The organism is Streptosporangium nanhuense, from assembly GCF_059358815.1.
The window spans coordinates 29,591-49,909 of record NZ_JCADBG010000002.1 but is presented as its reverse complement, the minus strand read 5'-3'; the positions used below and the strand labels follow the sequence as shown (position 1 = coordinate 49,909).

Here is a 20,319-nt window from a genome sequence, read left to right as displayed (position 1 = left end):
GGACCCCACCTCACCGCGGACATCCGCCTCAGAGACTCACGACGCGGACCCCACATGAAACTCGTCTCACCGCCGCCGACCGCTCCGGAGACTCACGGCGTGGATCCCTCACGGCCGACGCCCGCCTCCAAGGCCCTGCCCGCCGCCCTGCGCCTGCGTTCCTGGTCGCTGCGGCTCTCGCCGCGCGGCCTCGCCGCCGGGAGCGCCGTCGCCGCCCTGGGGGTGGTCGTCAGCCTGGTCGCGCTGTCCGTCGGCGAGTTCACCGTCCCCATCCCCGACATCGTGGCCGCGCTGTTCGGCCAGGGGCCTCCGGCCGCCGAGCTCATCGTGGGCCGCCTGCGCGCGCCGCGTGTCGTGACCGGCCTGCTGGTCGGCGCCGCGTTCGGGCTGAGCGGGGCCATCTTCCAGAGCCTCACCCGCAACCCGCTCGGCAGCCCCGACATCATCGGCTTCACCGCCGGAGCCTCCACCGGGGGCATCGCCGCCGTCGTGCTGGGCGGCACCGCCTGGCAGATCGCGGGGGCCTCGCTCGCCGGGTGCGTCGTCTCCGCGGTGCTGGTGTACGCCCTCGCCTTCCGGCGCGGGGTGCAGGGCTACCGGCTGATCCTCGTCGGCATCGGGATCAACGCGCTGCTGGTCTCCGCCGACTGGTACATGCTGACCCGCGCCAACATCAGCGACGCCGCCACCGCTGGGGCGTGGATCACCGGCAGCCTCGGCGGGCGCGGCTGGGAGCACGCGGTCCCGGTCGCGTACGCGCTGGTCGTGCTCCTGCCCGTCTGCGCCTGGCTGTCGCGCCCGCTGCGGATGATGGAGATGGGCGACGACGCGGCCAAGGCCGCGGGCATCCGCGTCGAGCCGGTCCGCGCGACGGCCATCGCCGTCGGCGTGCTGCTGTGCGGGGTCGCCACCGCCGCCGCCGGCCCCGTGCTCTTCGTGGCGATGGCCGCCCCCCAGCTGGCCCGCCGGATCAGCCGCTCCCCCGGCGTCACCCTGGTCACCTCGGCGCTGACGGGCGCCACACTACTGGTGGGCGCCGACCTGGCCGCCCAGCGTGTCTTCGCGCCGGTGCAGCTGCCGGTGGGAATCATGACCGCCGCGATCGGCGGTATATACCTGGTGTTTCTACTCCGGAGGGAACGACGTTGAGACTGCACGGCACCGGACTGACTCTCTCCTACGACAAGCGCGTGGTGGCCAGCGACCTGGACGTCACGATCCCCGACGGATCGTTCACCGTGATCATCGGCCCCAACGCGTGCGGCAAGTCCACCATGCTGCGCGCCCTGGCCCGCATGCTCAAACCCCGCGCCGGGGCCGTCCACCTGGACGGGAACGTGATCACCTCGCTGCCGTCCAAGGAGGTGGCGCGCAGGCTGGGCCTGCTGCCGCAGAGCTCGATCGTGCCCGACGGCATCACGGTCGCCGACCTGGTGGGGCGGGGCCGCTACCCGCACCAGCGGCTGATGCGGCAGTGGTCGCGTGAGGACGAGGTGGCGGTGAGCGCGGCCATGGAGTCGACCGACGTGACCGACCTGGCGGACCGCTGCGTGGACGAGCTCTCCGGCGGCCAGCGCCAGCGTGTCTGGCTGGCCATGGCACTGGCCCAGGAGACCCCGATCCTGCTGCTCGACGAGCCGACGACCTTCCTGGACATCGCCCACCAGATCGAGGTGCTCGACCTCTGCGCCGACCTGCACGAGCAGGGCAGGACCCTGGTCGCCGTGCTGCACGACCTGAACCAGGCCTGCCGCTACGCCACCCACCTGATCGTGATGCGCGACGGCCGGATCGTCGCCGAGGGCGATCCCGCCTCCATCATCACGGCCGCGCTGGTGGAGGAGGTCTTCGAGCTGCGCTGCGAGATCATCGAGGACCCGCAGAGCGGCACCCCGCTGATCGTCCCCGAGACCCGCCGCCGTGCCCCCGCCCGCGCGTAGACGCGACCGCGCCCCCGCCCGCGCCCGTACCCCTGGCCGCGCGTGGACGCCGACCGCGCCCCGCTAGTGCGTGGGCGAGGCCGCGTTCCCGCTCGTGCGCGGGCGCGATCGCACCTCTCACCCGCGGGTGGGCGTGCACCGCGGGTCAGCCCTCCAGCGCGACCCGGCGGGCCAGGCCCAGGGGAAGCCCGCCGGAACCGGCCAGCGTGTCGTGGAAGGCGCGCAGGTCGCCGCGGCCCGCGGCCAGGTACTCGTCGCGGATGCGGTCGATCTCCAGCGCGCCGGTCAGGTAGGAGGGCGCCTGGGTGGGCCACGCGCAGTAGCGGTCGACCTCGCCCCTGGCCGTGCCGGGGGTGAGCGACGACTTCGTGGTCATGTACTCCTCGGCCTGCTCGATCGTCATATCGCCGCAGTGCAGTGAGGTGTCGACGACGATGCGGGCCGCCCGGAAGAGCCGGAAGTCGAGGTGGGCGAGCTCCTGGGCCGGGGTGGCGAAGTAGCCCTGCTCGTGCATGAGCTTCTCGACGTACAGCCCCCAGCCCTCGGTGAGGTACGGGGTGCGGAACAGCTTGCGGGCCCGCCGGGGGTTGTCCGCCATCCACGACAGGTGCCAGTGGTGGCCCGGGTAGGCCTCGTGGACGGCGATGGAGGGCATCTGCGCCCTGGCGTTGGTACGCAACCGCTGCCGGACCTGCTCCTCGGTGAACGAGGACGGGGTGAACGGGACGAAGAAGTGCCCGATCCTGGAGGTCGACAGCGGCGGGGGCGACATGTAGGAGGCGACGGCGACGATGGGCCGCTGGAACTCCGGCGACGGGACGACCCTGCACTCCTCGCCCGCCGCGAAGGTCACCAGGCCGCGCTCGCGGACGAACGTCCTGGCCCGCTCCGTCTCGGCCTCGTACTCGGCCCGCATGTCCTCCAGCGTCGGCGCGTGGTCGCCCTGCAGCTCGGTGACGGCCGCGTGCCAGTCGCCGGATCCGCCGTCCAGCCGGGCGGCCACCTCGCGCATCCGCGCGTCCAGCTCGTCGTAGGCGGCCTGCCCCCGCCTGAGCAGCTCGTCGGCGCCGTAGCCGAGCATCTCCCGCTCGCGCAGCAGGGTGGAGTAGAGCTCCTCCCCCATCCGCCAGGTGCCGGTCGCCCGGAAGTCATCCAGGAACTCCACCAGCTCGTCGAACGCCGCCGCCGCGGGCTCGGCCGCCGCGGCCAGCCGGGCGCGCAGGGCCTCGTCGGCGACCTGGCCGGGGACCGTCTCGGTGAGGAAGCGCCGGGCGGTCCGCGACTGGCCCAGCCCTCGCGCGATCAGCAGCGGGGCCGCCAGGGCGGGATCGAGGTTGGCCCGGCAGGCGGCGATGACGTCCGGCACCTCGGCCAGCCGCGCGACGGCCGCGTCCACCAGCTCGTCCTCGGCGGACAGCCGCTGCAGGAAGGGCCCGAACATCGAGGAGAAGATCGGCCCCACGTAGGCGGCCGGGTCGCGCCGCCAGAGGGGCCACGCCTCGTACGCGAGCCCGCCGCGCAGCGTTGACATGACCAGCTCCCGGTCGATCTCGTCCTCGAAGCTCTCGGGGCTCTCGGGGCTCTCGACCCCCTCGGGGCTTCCGGGCGCCCGGACCTCCTGGAGCCGCTCCAGCCAGCGGCGCGCCTCCCGCTCCCTGGCGAGGATGCCGGACTCGGTGAAGTCGCCCAGCGTCCTGTCGTACCCCTGCGCGCCCGCGAGGGCGGCGTAGGTGGGATTCGCCGCCATATACCAGTCGAGGAAGCCGCTCACGAGCTCAGGAGACGTCATAACGCCGGATCCTACTCGGCGGCCACACCCTTCCCACCGGATGTCGTCGCCCGCCGGCACCCGCTGTCCGGGGCCGCGGGGACACCCCTTCGCGCACCCGGCGCGGACCTGTCCGGCGCCTTCGAGCAGGCTCGGCTCCACGGTTCCCATAAACTCGTGCTGTGGGTGACCCGAAGTTCGAGATCCAGATGCTCCACGACCGTGTCATGGTCAAGATCGAGCAGGAGTCCGAGGAACGGCGCAGCACGGCGGGCATCGTCATCCCGGCGACGGTGAAGATGGCCAACCGCCTCGTCTGGGGTGAGGTCTGCGGCGCGGGCCAGAACGCCCGCGCGGTCAAGGTCGGCGACAAGGTCCTGTTCAACCCCGAGGATCAGTACGAGGTCGAGGTCCACGGCCAGCTCTATCTGGTCATGCGCGAGCGCGACCTGCACGCCATCGCCACCCCGCAGACCGACAACGGCACCGGCCTGTATCTGTGAGCCCCGTCCTGTGCGCCCCGCGAACCGCGCGGGTCGTCACTTCCGGGTGTAGCCGAGATAGAGCTTGTTGGACCAGTCGGCTTGGGAGAAGGCGGCCAGGACCCGCGTGACCTTGCCCTTGAGGGTGGACAGGACCACCTGGTAGTGGCCGGAGGAGGGGATGACCGCGATGAAGTGCTTCTCGTCCCACCACCCCCACAGCGCCTTCGGCTTGATGCCGGGCACCTTGGCCGCGAGCTTGCCCGAGGTGCGGTCCCAGACGCAGACGTGCTCGGTGTAGCTGGACGGGCACCAGGTCATCAGGCCCCGGCCCGAGGGGGTGAAGGCGTCCTCGCCGCCGGCGGGCCTGCCCGTCTTGGCCAGGGTGCGGCGGATAGCGCCGTCCTGCCCGTAGAAGCGGGTGCCGCCCGCGTGTTCGGCCACGACGTCGGCGCCGTCGGAGCTCCAGCGGAACCTCGCGGCCTTGTCGACGTTGGCCACGGTCACCGTCTTGGCGGTCTTGGCGACCGCGTCGACGATCACGAACCCGGAGGTCACCCACGCGGACCCGCTCTTCCTCTCGACGGTCAGCACCGCCTTGCCGCCGTTGCGGTTCCAGTGGGCGTAGTGCGCGACGAGCGGCTTCTTCACCGTACGGATCCTGGTGCCCTTGGAGGTCGCCAGGTCGAGCAGGACGACGGAGTCGTGGCCGCCCTGGTAGGAGGTGGGCACCGCGAGGGCCTTGGCACCCTTCGGCGCGACCGTGACCTCCTGGTAGGCGGTCTGCCGGGTGAACCCGGCCCCCCTGCGCAGGTAGGTCATCTTGCCGAAGGAGTAGGAGGTCACCTTGAGCGCGTCCTTGGAATCCTCCCGGACGGTGACCCGGGTGCCGGGCAGCACGATGTCGACGGGCGCGGTGGCGGACGCGGTGGCGGACGCGGTGGCGGACGCGACGGCTACCGGCTCGGCGGCGTGTGCGGCCGCCGGAAGCGGCACGGTCACCGCGGCCAGGAGGGCGAGGCAACCGAGCAACCGGTAGATCCCAGGAGTCACGGACACGGCGGAATCCTAAGCCGGAAAGCCCTCAAGATCCTGATCTAGAACGAATCGGTTAGAAGAGGTGTGAGAGAGGCCGGCCGGGGTGAGGGGACACCGGATGGCGAGCGTGACCAGGAGTCCGACGACACCGGGAGACCAAGGCGAAGCCGGGGCGAGGACAGGGCGGAAAGGCAGGGACGGAGCCGGGCCGGGAGGCGAGGACGGGGCCGAAGGGCAAGGCGGGGCCGAAGATCGGGGCCGACGAGCGGGGCCGGGGGCGACGCGGCGGAACCAGGCGCGACGCGGGTGAGGGCGACCAGGCCGAAGGTGGCGGGACCGAAGGGCGGACGCGGCGGGCAGACCGAAAACGAACGGTGATTTTACGGCGGCCGGCTCCGTCCCGTCCTCCGCCGTTTTCGCGGAGGGTCCGCGGCGCGCAATGCAAAGTCACCTCGGCCCGATGAGGTGAATTCAGCCTCGACGAGCCGTGTGGCCATGTTAAGGCCTGTATCACCGATTAATGTCCTGCCATGAGGGATCGGTCATGCGCGCCCCGTTCCTGGGTGTCCACCGCGGCCGGTTACGCGGCGATGGCGATCGGCGTCCTGGACATCGTCAGGGCCGTGCTGCCCGCGTTCAGGAGGAGCCGGGTCGGCGAGATCGCCGGGTTCCTGCCCGGGACGTTCACCTCGCTCGCCCAGGCGGTCTCGCTCGTCCTGGGCATCCTGACCGTCATGCTCGCCCACGGTCTCCGGCGCAGGAAGAAACGGGCCTGGCGGGCGGTGGTGGTCCTCCTGCCGCTGAGCGTCCTCGCGGAGCTCCTGCACTCGCACCGTCCCTTCACCGCCATCCTCAGCACGCTGGTCTTCGTCCTGCTCGTGATCAACCGGCACGAGTTCGACGCGCTCTCCGATCCCCGGACCCGCCGGCGGGCGTTGTGGAACTTCCTCATCCTGGGCGTACTGGACATCGTCATCGGCTGGGCCGTGGTGAACGCCCACCCCCTGATGATCGTCGGCGACCCCGGCGCCGGGGAGCGGCTCCAGCACGTGCTGCTCGGACTCGTGGGGCTGGAGGGCCCGGTCAGCTACTCCTCGGAGCGAACCGCCGACCTGGTCTACTACTCCCTCCTCGGTCTCGGCGCGCTCACCGCGGTGACGACCCTCTACCTCGCCCTGCGGCCGGAGCGGCCCGTCGCCGAGCTGGACCCCGGGCAGGAGGAGACGGTCCGCGAGCTGCTCGCCCGGCACGGCGCCCGCGACTCGCTCGGCTACTTCGCGCTGCGCCGCGACAAGAGCGTCGTGTTCTCCCCGACGGGCAAGGCGGTGATCGCCTACCGCGTGGTCTCGGGGGTCATGCTCGCCAGCGGCGACCCGATAGGGGACGTCGAGGCGTGGCCGGGTGCGATCAGGCGTTTCATGGAGGAGGCGGAGCGGCACGCGTGGGTGCCCGCCGTGATCGGCTGCAGCGAGACGGGCGGCGAGGTGTGGACCAGGGAGGGCCGTCTGTCCGCCCTGGAGATCGGCGACGAGGCCGTCATCGACGTCGCCGCCTTCACCCTTGAGGGCAGGACGATGCGCAACGTCCGGCAGATGGTGAACCGGGTGGAGCGCGCGGGCTACACCTGTCTCGTACGGCGTGTCGGGGACCTCACCGAGGCGGAGAGGGACCGGATCCGACACGCCGCCGACTCCTGGCGCGGCACGGACACCGAGCGGGGCTTCTCCATGGCCCTCGGCCGTTTCGGCGACCCCGCCGACGCCGGATGCGTCGTCGTCACGGCGCACAGTCACGCCGGGAACGCCCCGGCTGCCCCGGATGACGCCCCGGCTGCCCCGGACGACGCCCCGGATGCCCCGGCCGCCGGGGGCGAGGAGAGTGGCGAGGACATCCGCGCCGTCCTGCACTTCGTCCCCTGGGGAACGGACGGCATGTCCCTGGACCTGATGCGCCGCGACCACGCGGCCGACCCGGGCCTCAACGACCTGCTGATCGTCAAGGCCCTGCAGGCGGCCCCGGACCTCGGGGTGCGCGTGGTCTCGCTCAACTTCGCCATGTTCCGCGCCGCGCTCGCCAGGGGCGAGCGGCTGGGCGCCGGCCCGATCCTCCGCGCCTGGTACGGCGTCCTGGTCTTCCTGTCCAGGTGGTTCCAGATCGAGTCGCTGTACAGGTTCAACGCGAAGTTCCAGCCGCTGTGGAAACCCCGCTTCCTGGTCTATCCCGCGGCGCGGGACCTTCCTCGAATCGGCGTGTCGGCGCTCCAGGCGGAGGCCTTCATCTCCCTCGGCCTTCCCGAGATCGTCTTCCGTCGCGTCAGGGCCCTGCGCCCGGCGTACTTCCGCACCTCCCGCATTCGATGACCGCGGGGACGGGGTGCCGCCGGTGCTCGTAGAACCGGTGACCGAGCGCTGTCACGACGAGCACCCCGCCGAGCAGCAGGAGCATGAACGGCCCGTACTTCTCGTGTCCTATCAGGCCCATCACGAGATGGGCCATACCAGCGGCGACGATGATCGCGCCGACGTTGAGCAGTTCCCTGTTGAGCGTCCACCCCGAGGCGGATCGTTCCCGTTCCGTCTCACTCATGCGTCCAGGCTCACTACAGCCGGTTACAGGCCCCGACGGATCCCGTCACCGCGATGTAAAAGACGGCGGGCACCGTCACCACGATGTAAAACACGAACGTCCGCCCGCGGCGGGGCCCCTCAGTCACCGAGCCCGCGGAACGTACGCGCCGACAGGGGCAGGAAGACCGCGATCAGCAGCAGCGGCCAGACCACCGCCATCGGCGTGGCGTTCTGCGCGGCCCAGGAGTCACCTCCCCAGCCGGGGTTGTCGAAGAGCCGCCTGGCGGCCGTGGCGGTGGCCGAGAGCGGGTTCCACTCCGCGATCGTCCCGAGCCGGCCGGGCATGGTGGCGGGGTCGACGAACACGCTGGACAGGAAGCCGACGGGCCAGACCAGGATCTGCACGGACGTCACCGCCTCCGGCCCTCCCGCGACGAGGCCGACGAAGATGCCCACCCAGAGCAGGGCGAAGCGCAGCAGCAGGAGCAGGCCCACCGCGGCCGCCGCCGAGGGCAGTCCGCCCCCGGCCCGCCAGCCGAGCAGCAGGCCGGTCACGATCATGACGGCGAGCCCGACGACCGAGTTGAGCATGTCGGCGACCCCCCGGCCCATGACGACCGCGGAGGCGCTCATCGGCATCGACCTGAACCGGTCGGTCACCCCCTTGGCCGCGTCGGTGGTGACCGCCGTCATCGTGCTCTCCAGGCCGAAGAGCATCGTCATCGCGAACATGCCGGGGATCAGGAAGCCGAAGTAGTCTCCCCCGCCGGGGACGCCGATGGCGCCGCCGAACAGCCCGCCGAACATCAGGACCATCATGACCGGGAAGAACCACCCGAGGACGACCGGGCCCGGACGGCGGACCCAGTGGTTCAGGTCGCGCAGGGTGATGGTCCACGAGTCGGCCAGCGCCCAGCCGAACCGGGACGCCGGGGACCCGGCGGGCGGGGTCGGGGCCGTCGCGCTCACAGGGCCGGGAACCGGGGTCGTCGCGCTCACAGGGACGCCTCCGTACCGGGAACCGGGGGCGTCGCGCCCGGGCCGGGAGACCGGAGTGTCACCGTCAGGTGCAGGAACACCTCGTCGAGCGTGGGGCGGCGCAGCGTGATGTCGAGCGGTTCGATCCCGGCGTCGCCGAGCGCGGTGGCCATCGCGACGAGCGCCCGGGTGCGCTCGGCGACCGGGACGCTGACCCGGCGCGCCTCGGCGTCCACGCGGACCTCGCCGGACGCGACCCGCGCCGCGATGGTCCCGGTCGCGGCCACGTCCGCCCGGTCGGCGAGGACGAGGTCGAGCCGGTCGCCGCCGATGGCGGCCTTCAGCTCCTCGGGGGTGCCCTCGGTGACGACCCGGCCCGCCCCCAGCATCGTGATCCGGTCGGCCAGCCGGTCCGCCTCCTCCAGGTACTGGGTGGTGAGCAGCACGGTCGCGCCTGAGCCGACCAGGTCACGGACGGCCGCCCACACCTCCTGGCGGGCGGCCGGGTCGAGGCCGGTCGTGGGCTCGTCCACGAAGAGCACCGGGGGCGCCACGATGAGGCTCGCCGCCAGGTCGAGCCGCCTGCGCATGCCGCCGGAGTATCCGCCGACCGGCCTGGCCCCGGTGCCGGCGAGGGAGAAGCGCTCCAGCAGCTCGTCGGCCCGCCGCCGCGCCCGGGCGGCGGAGAGGTGGTTCAGCCTGCCGAACATCACCAGGTTCTGCCGCCCGCTGAGTATCTCGTCGACCGCGGCGTACTGGCCGACCAGCCCGATCCGCTCGCGTACCTGCCGTGCCTGTGCCCGTACGTCGAATCCCGCGACGCTCGCGCGGCCCGCGTCGGGGCGCAGGAGCGTGGACAGGATCCTGATCGCCGTCGTCTTGCCCGCGCCGTTGGGCCCGAGCAGGCCGCAGACCGTCCCGGCCGCCACCCGCAGGTCGAACCCGTTCAGCCCCGTCCCCTCCGCGGCGCCCGCGTAGTTCTTGCGCAGGCCGTACGCGGCGATCGCGAACTCCGTCGCTCTCACAACCACCTGTTTCACCCCTGTTCCGCCCGTCTTCCCACCCGGCGCCATCGCGCCTCTGACTCGTAGGCCGTACCGTACAGCGTACGCCTCAGCTACGGTGGTCTCAACGCCGAGAATCTGGAGGCTGTTCCCGTGAGTGCGAAGAAAGCTTCCGGCACCGACCCGGCACGCAGCCTGGCGCTCCTGTGGGGGTCGCACAGCAAGCCGGGCCGTTCCGGGCTGACGGTGCGTTCGATCGTCCTGGCGGCCATCGAGCTGGCCGGCGACGAGGGGCTCGACGCGGTCTCCATGCGGCACGTCGCCGAGCGGCTGGAGGTCGGGACCATGTCCCTCTACACCCACGTCCCCGGCAAGGGCGAGCTGGTGGACCTCATGGTCGACACCGCGTACGGGGAGCTCTACGACGACGTGGACGCCCCGTCCCGGCGGCCCGGCGGGTGGCGGGGCGCGCTGGAGTTCGTCGCCGCCCGCAACTGGGACCTCTACCGGCGCAACCCGTGGATGCTGCAGATCGTCGACGCCCGCTCCACGCTGGGGCCGAACGCCTCACTCAAGTACGAGGCCGAGCTGCGCCCGCTGGAGGGCACCGGCCTGTCGGACGTCGAGATGGACTCCGTGCTGGCCCTGGTGCTCAGCCACGTGGAGAGCACCGCCAGGGCCAAGGCCAACCAGGCCCGAGTCCAGGAGGAGAGCGGGATCACCGACGCCGAGTGGTGGCTGTCCAACGCGCCGATCCTCGAAAAGATCGTGGACGCCGGCCGGTTCCCGCTGGCCTCCCGCGTCGGCAGGGCGGCCGGGGAGGCCCACCAGTCCGTCGCCGACCCCGCGCACGCCCTCGCCTTCGGCCTGGAACGCATCCTGGACGGGATCGCCGGCCTGATCGCGAGCCGGGACCGCTCGTGACACCGAGGGCCAGGCGGGGGGCCACACGGGGAGCCACCGTGGCACCGCCAGGGGCCACCGGGGGTGCCACGGTGGCCGGAAACGAAAAAATCGGGGTGCGCGGGACGGGAACGCCCTCGGTAGCCGTTCCCGTCCCGCGCACCCCGGCGGGCCGGTTTAGTAGTAACCGGTGCCCGTGATGGCCGCGGTCTGGTTGCCCATGTTCTTCACCCGGTAGCGGATGCACGGGGTGGGCGGGGAGGTGCTGGCGGCGACGTACGCGGCGTGGTCGTTGGCGGCGATCGGCACCGTCCCGATGTTCCTGCCACGGCAGTTGGCGATCTTGACCTTGACGGGCACGTTGTTGGTGTTGAGCTGGACCAGCACGTTTCCGTTGTACTGGGCCGCGGGGACGAGCTCGGGCGTGAGGAACACCTCCTCGCCGGGCTGGACCCTCGCGGCCAGGTTGACGTCGTCGGCGTTGGCGGGGGTGCCGGTCAGGGCGAGGGCTCCGGCGGCCGCCAGGACCAGCAGCGAGGACAGGGCGCGCATAGAACGTCACTCTCCTTATTCGTCTCTACCGACCCGTCCCTGCGGATCGGACGTGGAGACACTACGGAGAGTCACATCCTGGAAAGATAACGAGGTGGGCGGACCTGGGTAAAGCTCCGGGGACGCGGCCCCCCTCCCCGGACACGCGACACCATCGGTGGCATCGACGGCATCGACGGCATCGGCGATATTCCGGGCAGAGCGGCGTCATCGCCGTCGCCGGGGGCGATCACCCCGGATCGGGGCCGGGCTATCGGGTGAGGAGCTTCTGGGCCTCGACGACCAGGTCGAGGTCGAAGCTGAGCTTGAGGCCGAAGTAGACGATGGCGGTGGCGGTCACCGCGGCGGCGAGGACGACCAGGATCTTGACCGTCCAGCCCCGGCGGCCCAGCCAGGCCGTCCAGGCCGACAGGGTCCGCTTCCCGAACTCCAGCACCAGGTGGGCCCAGTGGAACTCGGTGGCCAGCACCGCCAGTCCCGCGAAGACGACCAGCCAGCCGGGACCGGGGAAGGGGACCATGATCAGGCCGCCGATGACCAGCACGGCGCCGATGGCACCGATGACGATCTTCAGCGTGAGATGGCCCGCGCGGGTGGACCTGACGCCGTCGAGCCAGCCGTTGATGCCGGACCGCTCGGCCGCCGCGCCCTTCAGCGCGTCGGCGTCGCCCGTCTCGATGTGACCGTCACCCCAGGCACCGGTCTCACCTCGGACACCGGTCGCGCCCCGCACGCCGGTCTCACCTCGTACGCCGTCAATGCCGTCCTCGTCCCGCGCGTCGGCGGTGCCGGTCTCAGACAGCCGCCCGGCCGAGCCGTGAGGCTCGCGCACCCCATCTGAGATCGTCATGTTCTCTCCAGGACAGTCGGTTTCTTCCACAATAGGCGCTGCTGAGCGGACCGGCCCCGCTGACGTTCTCAGATCATCCTCAAGAGGGAGAGCAGGGGGTCCTTCCGGTGGAGAGGGCCACGAGATCGCCAAGACGGTCCCGCCCCGCCCGTTCGGGGCGGGGCGGGACCGTGCGGGGCGGGACCGTGCGGATCCATGCGGGCCCGGGGTGTCCCGCGGTTCTCGCGAGACACCCCGGGCCGCCGGCGAACCGTCAGAGGGCGGTGCGGGTGCGCGACCCCCCGAACTGCCGGAGGGCCGTCAGGGAGCGGTGCAGGTGACGGTGGACGGGACGCCGTTGCTGCCGGTCCAGGAGGCGCCGAAGCCGAACGTCGTGGAGGCTCCGGCGCCCAGGTTGCCGTTCCAGCCCGCGTTCCGCACGGTGACGTCGGCACCGCTCTGGGTGTGGGTGCCGCTCCAGAGCTGGGTGATCGTCTGGCCGTTCGGGAACGACCATCTGACCGTCCAGCCGGTGATCGCCGAGGTTCCGGCGTTCCGCACCGTCACCTCGCCCTGGAAGCCGCCCGGCCAGGAGTTGGACACCCGGTAGGCCGCGGTGCAGCCGCCGCCGACGGACCCGGTGAGGGTCCTGAAGGTCACCGGGCCGGAGGCCGTGGAGCTGTTCCCGGCGCCGTCGCGGGCGATCACGTAGAAGGTGTACGAGGTGTCGGGGGTCAGCCCGGTCAGCGCGAACGACGCAGAGGTGGGCGAGCCGACCTTGACGTCCGTCGCCCCCGCCTCGCGGTAGACGTCGTACCCGCTGACCCCGACGGCGTCCGTCGAGGCCGTCCAGGTCAGCGTCGCCCCCGACGAGGTGATCGACGAGGCGGCCGGGGTGCCCGGCGTGGTCGGCGGCACGGTGTCGGGGGGCGGGACGGTCCCGCCGTTGTCGGCGTACAGGATGCCGCGGCCGTTGGTGCCGAGGTAGACGCGGCCGTAGACGCGCGGGTCGCCGGTGAGGGCCTCCCCCGCGTTGCCGTACTGGTGCTTGTCGTCGTTGATCCTGACCCAGCTCGCTCCCGTGTCGTCGGAGCGGAAGACGCCGGTCACGCCGCCGATCGTGGCGACGGTGTACAGCGCGTGGTAGCCGCCGGTGGTGGCGGACCTGCCGAAGCCGACGTTGACGGCGCTGGTGACGCCGGACAGCTTGGTGAACGACGCGCCGCCGTTGGTGGAGCGCCACAGGCCCGAGGCGGCGCCGGTGTCGCTGGGCGGCCCGGCGAGCCAGATGTCGCCCTCGCGGCCGGGTACGGCCTTGAACTTCACGTTGCCCTCGGCGGGCAGCCCGGTCGCGGCGGTGGCCGTGAAGGAGGCGCCGCCGTTGGTGCTGGCGTAGAACTTTCCGCCGCTGAACCCGTAGAACTTGTTGGGGTTCACCCGGTCGGACTCGACCACGGCGCCCGTCGGGAGTCCGGTGGAGGCGGTCCAGGTGTTGCCGTAGCCGACCGAGTAGTGCACGCCCACGCCCTTGGGCGCCCAGACGAACCGGGAGCCGTCGGCCGCCGCGGCGATCGTGCCGCCCTCGTTGATCCCGCCGGGCTCGCCGCCCTGGAACCAGTTGGCGCCGCCGTCGGTGGAGAAGGCGGCGTGGCTGTCGCCGGGCCGGTCGGCGTCGGTGAAGTTGCCCGCGCGGACCATGACGGACGGGTTGGTCTCGGCGTAGTCGAGGCTGGTCGTCGAGGTGAAGACCGGCGAGGTGAACAGCATGGGCGGCACGGCGTCGAGGTTGGTGTGCCGGAAGCCGCCGATGTCACCCAGCCCGCTGACCAGCGGCGCGCCCGACGGCGGGCTGATCAGGTCGAGGACGGCGGTCTCCTCCAGCCCCTTGGCCATGGGCTTGATGGTGAGCTGTCCGCCGGTGTCCCACTTCTTGAGGTCCTCGGTGCCGTAGACGGTGGCGCCGGTGCCGTACATCATGCGGTTGCCGTCGAACGGGTCGATCTCCAGCGACTCCGTCATCCAGCCGAGCTTGGGCGTCACCTCCGGCGGCTGCGGGTTGACCCCGAAGGTCAGCCACGGCGAGGAGGAGATGTCCATCGTGTAGCGGAAGCTGCGGTTCGGGTAGGAGGTGAAGTCCCAGATGCGGGTCCAGGTCGCGCCGGAGTCGGTGGAGCGGAAGAAGATGACGTCCGGCCACCAGGAGATCTGGGTGGCGACCATGATCGTGCCGGGGTTCTGCCGGTCGATCGTGAGGCCGCTGTAGCCGAAGTAGTCGTCGGCCGAGCTGGAGGGGACCGGGCTGATCTGGGTCCAGGCGCCGGTGGTCGTGTTGAGCTTCCACACGTCGCCCTTGGCGCCGTCGTAGGGGCCCGCGGTGTCGCTGGTCGCGATGTAGAGGGTGTGGTTGACGTGGTCGAGCACGCCCTTGTGCGCGATGTAGCCGGTGGGCTGCCCGGCGACCCGGCTCCAGGTGGTCCCGCCGTCGGAGGAGCTGTAGACGGTGTTCTGCTTGTCGGCGACACCCACGTAGATCTTCTGCGTGGTGTTGCCCGCGGTCGCCGAGCCGGGGTCGAAGGTCACCCAGACCACGCCCGGACGGTGGCTGGTGTAGCCGTTCGGGTCGGAGGGGTTGTCGGCGTAGTTCCCCGGGTTGGGGAAGCTCGCGACCTTGGCCCAGGTCACACCCTTGTCGGTGCTGCGCCACAGGCCGTTGCCCTCGGGCGCGCCGAAGTAGACGACGCTGTTCCTGTTGGGGTCGACGGCGAGCCGCTCGCCCATCCCCCGGCCCGGCATGTTGCCGCCGAGCTTGAACGGCAGCGGCGTGGCCTGCCAGGTCGCGCCCTTGTCGGCGGAGCGCAGGATGGCCCCGTTGTTGGGGTCCCAGCTGTTGGTGTACATCCCGGCGGCGACGTAGACGCGGTTGGTCTCCACCGGGTCGGTGGCCAGGCTGACCACGCCGTTGTATCCCCACTTGTCCCAGCCCACCCAGTCGAGCAGCGGGGTCCAGCTCTTGCTCGACTGCTCCCAGCGGTACGCGCCGCCGATGTCGGTGCGGGCGTAGACGAGGTTCTTCTCGGTCTGGTTGAAGACGATCCCCGGCACGAACCCGCCGCCGTCGATCCTGACGTTCTTCCAGTCGTACGTCTCGGCGGCGGCCACCGAACCGGTCCCGGTCACGGCCCCGGTCATGGCCCCCGCGCCGGTCCCGGCACCGGACGCGGACGCCTGGGCGCTCCCGCCCCCGACGGCCGCGCCGACCGACGCGCACGCCACCGCCACGGCGGCGAGCATGCTGAACAGCCTTCTTCGCATGTACGGCTTCCCTTCGCAATGCAGCAGACAAACCGCCATGCACGATCAGGTGACGGGACCCTGACCTTCGACCGCCCACGATGCGCGTGCATGAACGCCCAGAGGGTCACATGCCGGACCCCGGGTCGTCAATAGTTTGAATAGACAACTAACAAACCGAGAGGGAATGGCATTGGAACCCCCGGTGGTGGCATCGACGCCTCCGGGGCACCGCCCCGCGCGCCGCCGGCCGGGGCGCGAGACCCCGGCGGGAGCACGGAGCCTCCCGCTAGACCTGTCGCACCTCGCAGGGAGCGCAGCTCTCCCGAGGCGGGAGCATCAGCCGCGAGCCGGGCCCCCTCGCGGCGGCCACGTCGTCGGGGTTGGCCAGCGCGCAGCGGTCCAGCGAGAGGCAGCCGCAGGCGATGCAGTCGGTCAGGCCGTGCCGGAGACGTTCGAGCTGCTTGATGCGGTCGTCGAGCTCGTACTGCCACATCGTCGAGAGCCGCGCCCAGTCGTCCCTGGTGGGAGTGCGCTCGTCGGGGAGGGCGGACAGCGCCTCCTGGATCGTCCTGAGGGGGATCCCGACCCTCTGGGAGACCCTGATGAAGGCGATCCTGCGGAGCGTGTCACGGGGGAAACGCCGCTGGTTGCCCGCGGTGCGGCGGCTGCGGATCAGGCCCTTGGCCTCGTAGAAGTGGAGGGCGGAGACCGCGACCCCGCTGCGCGAGGAGAGCTGGCCGACGGTCATCTCCGGATTGTTGGGCATGCGCCAGTCTAACTTGACCTCAATCAATATTGAGGTTGCAGGGTGAGGGCATGACATCCACGCATGACATCCACGAAGGCGGAAAGAGGGGGACCATGACATTCACGGAGGCGGAACTCGCCTATCTCGAAGGACAGCGCCTGGGCCGCCTGGCCACGACCGGACCCGGCGGCTCCCTGCAGAACAGCCCGACCGGGTTCCGCGTCGACATCGAGACCGGCGTCGTCGACATCTACGGCCGCGCGATGGGCACCACCAGGAAGTTCCACAACGTCCGGACGAACCCGCAGGTGGCCTTCGTGGTGGACGACGTCGCCTCCACCGATCCCTGGCGGGTCAGGGGCGTGGAGATCCGCGGCGAGGCCGAGGCCGTCGAGGACCACGAGCCGCCCTCCCCGTACTTCAGCCGGGAGATCATCCGCATCCACCCCCGGCGGATCATCTCCTGGGGCGTCGACCCCGCCCAGGAGGGCATGAAGGGCCGCGACATCTGATCCCGTACCCGGGGCCGGGGGCCCTTCCCCTACGGGAAAGGCCGATCGGGTAAGAATGGCGCATGACGAGAGCACTGGTGCTGGGTGGCGGAGGAGTGGCGGGCATCGCCTGGGAGGCCGGGATCATCACCGGCCTGCGCCGGGCGGGCATAGAGCTGGGAGAGGCGGACCTGGTCATCGGCACCTCCGCCGGGTCGGTGGTCGGGACGCTCGTCGCCACCGAGGCCGACCTGGAGAGCTCGGTCGGCGTCCAGGCGGACACGGAGGTCGCGACCGTCTCCGCCGTCGACATGGAGGCGGTCATGGTCGCCTTCAGCCTGCTCTACGACCCGTCGCTGGAACCCCGGGAGGCCCGGCGCCGGGTCGGCGAGATGGCCCTGGCGGTGAAGGACACCGGCGCCAGGATCGAGACGATCGGCAACCGGCTGCCCGTCAAGGAGTGGCCGGAGCGCCGCCTGCTGATCACCGCCGTCGACGCGGGGACCGGCGAGTTCGTGGTCTGGGAGCGCGGCTCGGCGGCGCCTCTGGTCTCGGCGGTCGCCTCCAGCTGCGCGGTGCCGTGCGTGTTCCCGCCGGTGGAGATCGACGGGCGCCGCTACATGGACGGCGGGGTCCGCTCCCCGACGAACGCCGACCTGGCCGCGGGCAGTTCCGCCGTGGTGCTCCTGGAACCGCTGGCGCACACCTCGCCGAGGACGCGCCTCGACGCCGAGCTCGCCGAACTGGGCGACGCCGCGATCGCCCACGTCGTCCCCGACGAGGCGTCGATCGCCGTGTTCGGCGCCAACGTCCTCGACCCGGCCCTGTGGCGCCCCGCCTTCCTGGCCGGTCTCGCCCAGGCGCCCGCCGTCGAGGAGAGCGTGGCCAAGGCCTGGAAGGACTGAAGCCGCGTGCGCGGGCGGGTTTCCGGCGCGGCTTCCGGCGAGGTCGGCGACGAGGCCTCCGACGAGAGCGCGGGTGGGGTGGCGCCGCTGTGGGTGGTGAGCGGGCCGCCGGGCGGGGGGAAGTCGACCGTCGCGGCGGCGCTGCTGGCGCTGCTCGACCCGGTCCCCGCGCTGCTCGACAAGGACACCGTCTACGGCGGCTTCGTCGCGGCCACCCTCCGCGCCCACGGTCGCGACGACGGCGAACGCGAGGGGCGCTGGTACGACGAGAACATCAAGCGCCACGAGTACGAGGGGCTGACCGAGGTCGCCCGGCAGATCCGCTCGCACGGCTGCCCGGTGATGCTGGAAGGCCCCTTCACCACCCAGGTGCACGACGCGGCGGTGTGGGAACACTGGGCCGGACGGCTGGGCGGGCCGCCCATCCGTCTCCTCTGGATCCGCTCGGACGGCCCGACGCTGCGTTCCCGGCTGGAGGCGAGGGGGCTCGCCAGGGACGCGGGCAAGCTCGACCGCTTCGAGGACTACCTGCGGGCCATCAGGGTCGACGAGCCACCCGCCGTGCCGCACGACGAGGTCGACAACCGGCCCGGCGCCCCCGCGCTCGCGTCACAGCTGGAACGGCTCGTCGCCTCCTGGGGCGCCGCCCGCCCCTAGCCGGGTGTCCGGTCCGGTGCGTACGGCGTCAGGGGTGGTGGCGCGGCGGCGGGGCGGGGGTCACGGAACCTGGAAGCGGTCGTCCCTGGCGTCGGTGATCGCCATGTGTCCGGGGAGGTGGCCGATGGCGAAGGACACCCCGCTCGCCATGACGGCCGCCTGCGGCGTCACCCCGCAGGCCCAGAAGACCGGGATCTCCCCCGCCCGCACCTCGACGGGGTCGCCGAAGTCGGGCACGCCCAGGTCGGCGATCCCGATCTCGCCGGGATCGCCGACGTGGATCGGCGCCCCGTGCAGGGCCGGGTACCTCGCGCTCACCCGTACGGCGGTCGAGACCGAGGAGGCCGGGACCGGGCGCATCGAGACGACCATCGGGCCGCTCAGCGATCCCGCGGGACGGCAGGCGATCGAGGTGAGATACATGGGCACGTTCGTCTTCGCCTCGATGTGCCGCACCGGGACCCCGGCCCTCAGCAGCGCGTCCTCGAAGGTGAAGCTGCAGCCCAGCAGGAAGGCGACCAGGTCGTGCCGCCAGACGTCGCGGGCGTCGTCGACGTCGGCCACGACCTTGCCGTCCTCGTAGACGCGGTAGGCGGGCAGGTCGGTGCGCAGGTCGCCGCCGAACAGGTCGGTGCTCACCTCACCGGGATCGCCCACGTCCAGGACAGGGCAGGCGCCGGGGTTGCGCTGGGCGAACAGGAGCAGGTCGTAGGCGAGTTCGCGGGGCACGGCGAGCAGGTTGGCCTGGGCCCAGCCCCGGCACCATCCCGCGGTGGGCACCCGCAGCCCGTCCCTGAAGTGGTTCCGTGCCTGCTCGGGGGTGAGCTCCGCTATGTCCATCGGCGGATCATAACCTCGGCGCCGTCCCCCGGCCAGCGCTCCCCCGTCCGCGCGGAGAATGCGGGTGCCGGATACCGATGGCCATGGTGACCGAAATGCCGGTGAAATCCGAAGCCTGGAAATCTCGGATGTCGGACACCGCTGTCAGAGTTCAGCCTGGCAGATCTGGAGCAATCCGGACGCGGCGGCCAGTAAGGCATTAATGGATGTCCGCAAATATCGCATTTAAAGAGCATGAAGTCTTTTTGGAACGATTCGACAAAATTGAGTCATATTTCATGACATGTTTGCATTGCGGGTATAACGTCCCGGCCTTACGTTCCCGGTATGGATCTCGAGCTCCGACACCTCAAGATCGTGCGCGCGGTGGCACAGGCCGGCAGCGTCACCAAGGCCGCCACCCACCTCGGACTGGCCCAACCCGCACTGACGGCGCAGCTCAAACGGATAGAGCGGGTTCTCGGGGGAGCTCTTTTCGAACGCGACCACAACGGCGCCAGGCCCACGCCCCTGGGGCAGCTGGTCCTGTCACGCGCGATGGTGCTGCTGCCCGCGGCCCGCGAACTCCAGGAGGAGGCCCTTCGATTCGCGAACGCGAACGCCGACATCCCCAGCTACCGGCTGGGCGCCACCAACGGGCCCATCCTCGGTGGCCTGATGGACCGCCTCGCCACCGCCTGGCCGTCGACCCCGGTGAGCACCCACACCTCCTGGTCCGCGAGGGAGCTCACCGCCATGGTGATGCTCGGCCGGATCGACTTCGCGTTCATCGGCGCCTGCGGGGAGAGCCCCCCGCCGGTGGAGGGGCCGGTGGTGTGGTCGACCGTGGGAACCGACCCGGTCTTCGTACTGCTCAACGAGGACCATCCGCTGGTGGACAGGGAGGAGGTGGAACTCGCGGAGCTGGCCGACGAGCAGTGGACGGTCACCCCCGGCGACAGCTGCTTCGGCGACTGCTTCGCCACGGCCTGCGCCCGCGCCGGCTTCACCCCCAAGACCATCTACGAGACCGACGTGGCCACCTGCATGCACCTGGCCAAGGTCGGCCGCGCCGCCGCGCTGTGCCAGGCGACCTTCCAGCCCGCCGAGGGGCTGAGGCTGGTACCGCTCGCGGGGGCCCCGCTGCGCTGGCGGCAGCTGCTCGGCTGGCACCCGGAGGCGGCCAGCGCCGCGGTCGCGACGTCGATCCTCGAACACGCGAAGGCCGCGCACTCCGACGCGATCGGGCGGAGCAGACGGTACGCCGCCTGGCTGACCCGGAACCCCGGACTGGGCACCTCTCCATAACGTGACGATAGGAGACATTTGGTAGAGGCGCGTCTC

General features: G+C 71.4%; 19 protein-coding genes. 9 read left to right on the top strand and 10 right to left on the bottom strand.

Going from position 1 to position 20,319, the window contains the following annotated elements:
• The first annotated feature begins 99 nt into the window (after positions 1–99).
• The gene (locus tag AC5L38_RS05110) at positions 100–1,149 is read left to right on the top strand and encodes a FecCD family ABC transporter permease (protein ID WP_495241592.1); all 1,050 of its coding nucleotides are present in this window, start codon (positions 100–102) and stop codon (positions 1,147–1,149) included.
• A complete protein-coding gene (locus AC5L38_RS05105; RefSeq protein ID WP_495241591.1) occupies positions 1,146–1,940 on the top strand; it encodes an ABC transporter ATP-binding protein in 795 nt (264 codons plus the stop codon). The genes AC5L38_RS05110 and AC5L38_RS05105 overlap by 4 nt, the downstream gene beginning before the upstream one ends.
• A 145-nt stretch (positions 1,941–2,085) precedes the next feature.
• On the opposite strand, the gene AC5L38_RS05100 is transcribed toward AC5L38_RS05105, so the two are convergent.
• Positions 2,086–3,729 carry a DUF885 domain-containing protein gene (locus AC5L38_RS05100; RefSeq protein ID WP_495241590.1) on the bottom strand — a complete coding sequence of 548 codons (1,644 nt, stop codon included), beginning with the start codon at positions 3,727–3,729 and terminating at the stop codon, positions 2,086–2,088.
• A 161-nt stretch (positions 3,730–3,890) separates the two neighbouring features.
• Here AC5L38_RS05100 and AC5L38_RS05095 point away from each other — a divergent pair, with 161 nt between their 5' ends.
• The gene (locus AC5L38_RS05095; RefSeq protein WP_344748144.1) at positions 3,891–4,211 is read left to right on the top strand and encodes a GroES family chaperonin; all 321 of its coding nucleotides are present in this window, start codon (positions 3,891–3,893) and stop codon (positions 4,209–4,211) included.
• A 36-nt stretch (positions 4,212–4,247) separates the two neighbouring features.
• Here AC5L38_RS05095 and AC5L38_RS05090 read toward each other — a convergent pair whose 3' ends face one another.
• A complete protein-coding gene (locus tag AC5L38_RS05090) occupies positions 4,248–5,249 on the bottom strand; it encodes a hypothetical protein (protein WP_495241589.1) in 1,002 nt (333 codons plus the stop codon).
• A 509-nt stretch (positions 5,250–5,758) separates the two neighbouring features.
• On the opposite strand from AC5L38_RS05090, the gene AC5L38_RS05085 reads away from it, so the two are divergent.
• Positions 5,759–7,588 (top strand): phosphatidylglycerol lysyltransferase domain-containing protein, encoded by a 1,830-nt coding sequence (locus AC5L38_RS05085; RefSeq protein ID WP_495241588.1) that lies wholly within the window; start codon positions 5,759–5,761, stop codon positions 7,586–7,588.
• Here the strand turns inward: AC5L38_RS05085 and AC5L38_RS05080 are convergent.
• The 3 genes from AC5L38_RS05080 to AC5L38_RS05070 all read right to left on the bottom strand — a co-directional run bounded on the left by AC5L38_RS05080 (position 7,542) and on the right by AC5L38_RS05070 (position 9,798).
• A complete protein-coding gene (locus tag AC5L38_RS05080) occupies positions 7,542–7,814 on the bottom strand; it encodes a hypothetical protein (protein WP_495241587.1) in 273 nt (90 codons plus the stop codon). The two genes, AC5L38_RS05085 and AC5L38_RS05080, sit on opposite strands and share 47 nt — an antisense overlap.
• Before the next feature lie 119 nt (positions 7,815–7,933).
• The gene (locus AC5L38_RS05075) at positions 7,934–8,794 is read right to left on the bottom strand and encodes an ABC transporter permease (RefSeq protein WP_495241586.1); all 861 of its coding nucleotides are present in this window, start codon (positions 8,792–8,794) and stop codon (positions 7,934–7,936) included.
• Positions 8,791–9,798, bottom strand: a complete 1,008-nt coding sequence (locus AC5L38_RS05070) for an ATP-binding cassette domain-containing protein (protein ID WP_495242066.1) — start codon at positions 9,796–9,798, stop codon at positions 8,791–8,793. The genes AC5L38_RS05075 and AC5L38_RS05070 overlap by 4 nt, the downstream gene beginning before the upstream one ends.
• 132 nt (positions 9,799–9,930) lie before the next feature.
• On the opposite strand from AC5L38_RS05070, the gene AC5L38_RS05065 reads away from it, so the two are divergent.
• Entirely contained in the window at positions 9,931–10,701 is a 771-nt protein-coding gene (locus AC5L38_RS05065) for a TetR/AcrR family transcriptional regulator (protein ID WP_495241585.1), read from the top strand.
• A 156-nt stretch (positions 10,702–10,857) separates the two neighbouring features.
• Here AC5L38_RS05065 and AC5L38_RS05060 read toward each other — a convergent pair whose 3' ends face one another.
• The 4 genes from AC5L38_RS05060 to soxR all read right to left on the bottom strand — a co-directional run bounded on the left by AC5L38_RS05060 (position 10,858) and on the right by soxR (position 16,121).
• Positions 10,858–11,232, bottom strand: a complete 375-nt coding sequence (locus AC5L38_RS05060; protein WP_495241584.1) for a hypothetical protein — start codon at positions 11,230–11,232, stop codon at positions 10,858–10,860.
• Positions 11,233–11,482: 250 nt separating this feature from the next.
• Positions 11,483–12,082: a TIGR02611 family protein gene (locus tag AC5L38_RS05055; RefSeq protein ID WP_495241583.1), complete on the bottom strand. Its 600-nt coding sequence runs from the start codon at positions 12,080–12,082 to the stop codon at positions 11,483–11,485.
• 300 nt (positions 12,083–12,382) lie between these two features.
• Positions 12,383–15,373, bottom strand: coding sequence for a cellulose binding domain-containing protein (locus AC5L38_RS05050; RefSeq protein WP_495241582.1), 2,991 nt, complete (start codon positions 15,371–15,373; stop codon positions 12,383–12,385).
• 268 nt (positions 15,374–15,641) lie between these two features.
• Entirely contained in the window at positions 15,642–16,121 is a 480-nt protein-coding gene (soxR, locus tag AC5L38_RS05045; RefSeq protein ID WP_495241581.1) for a redox-sensitive transcriptional activator SoxR, read from the bottom strand.
• Between the two features lie 95 nt (positions 16,122–16,216).
• Here soxR and AC5L38_RS05040 point away from each other — a divergent pair, with 95 nt between their 5' ends.
• From AC5L38_RS05040 to AC5L38_RS05030, 3 genes are all read left to right on the top strand, one after another.
• Positions 16,217–16,615 carry a PPOX class F420-dependent oxidoreductase gene (locus tag AC5L38_RS05040; protein WP_495241580.1) on the top strand — a complete coding sequence of 133 codons (399 nt, stop codon included), beginning with the start codon at positions 16,217–16,219 and terminating at the stop codon, positions 16,613–16,615.
• Positions 16,616–16,677: 62 nt separating this feature from the next.
• Positions 16,678–17,499 carry a patatin-like phospholipase family protein gene (locus AC5L38_RS05035; protein WP_495241579.1) on the top strand — a complete coding sequence of 274 codons (822 nt, stop codon included), beginning with the start codon at positions 16,678–16,680 and terminating at the stop codon, positions 17,497–17,499.
• A 78-nt stretch (positions 17,500–17,577) separates the two neighbouring features.
• Complete coding sequence (locus AC5L38_RS05030) at positions 17,578–18,156, top strand: P-loop nucleotide/nucleoside kinase family protein (RefSeq protein ID WP_495242065.1); 579 nt, start codon at positions 17,578–17,580, stop codon at positions 18,154–18,156.
• Positions 18,157–18,216: 60 nt separating this feature from the next.
• On the opposite strand, the gene AC5L38_RS05025 is transcribed toward AC5L38_RS05030, so the two are convergent.
• The gene (locus AC5L38_RS05025; protein WP_495241578.1) at positions 18,217–18,996 is read right to left on the bottom strand and encodes a putative hydro-lyase; all 780 of its coding nucleotides are present in this window, start codon (positions 18,994–18,996) and stop codon (positions 18,217–18,219) included.
• Between the two features lie 327 nt (positions 18,997–19,323).
• On the opposite strand from AC5L38_RS05025, the gene AC5L38_RS05020 reads away from it, so the two are divergent.
• On the top strand, positions 19,324–20,283 hold the full coding sequence (locus AC5L38_RS05020) for a LysR family transcriptional regulator (RefSeq protein WP_495241577.1): 960 nt from the start codon (positions 19,324–19,326) through the stop codon (positions 20,281–20,283).
• Positions 20,284–20,319 lie beyond the last annotated feature (36 nt).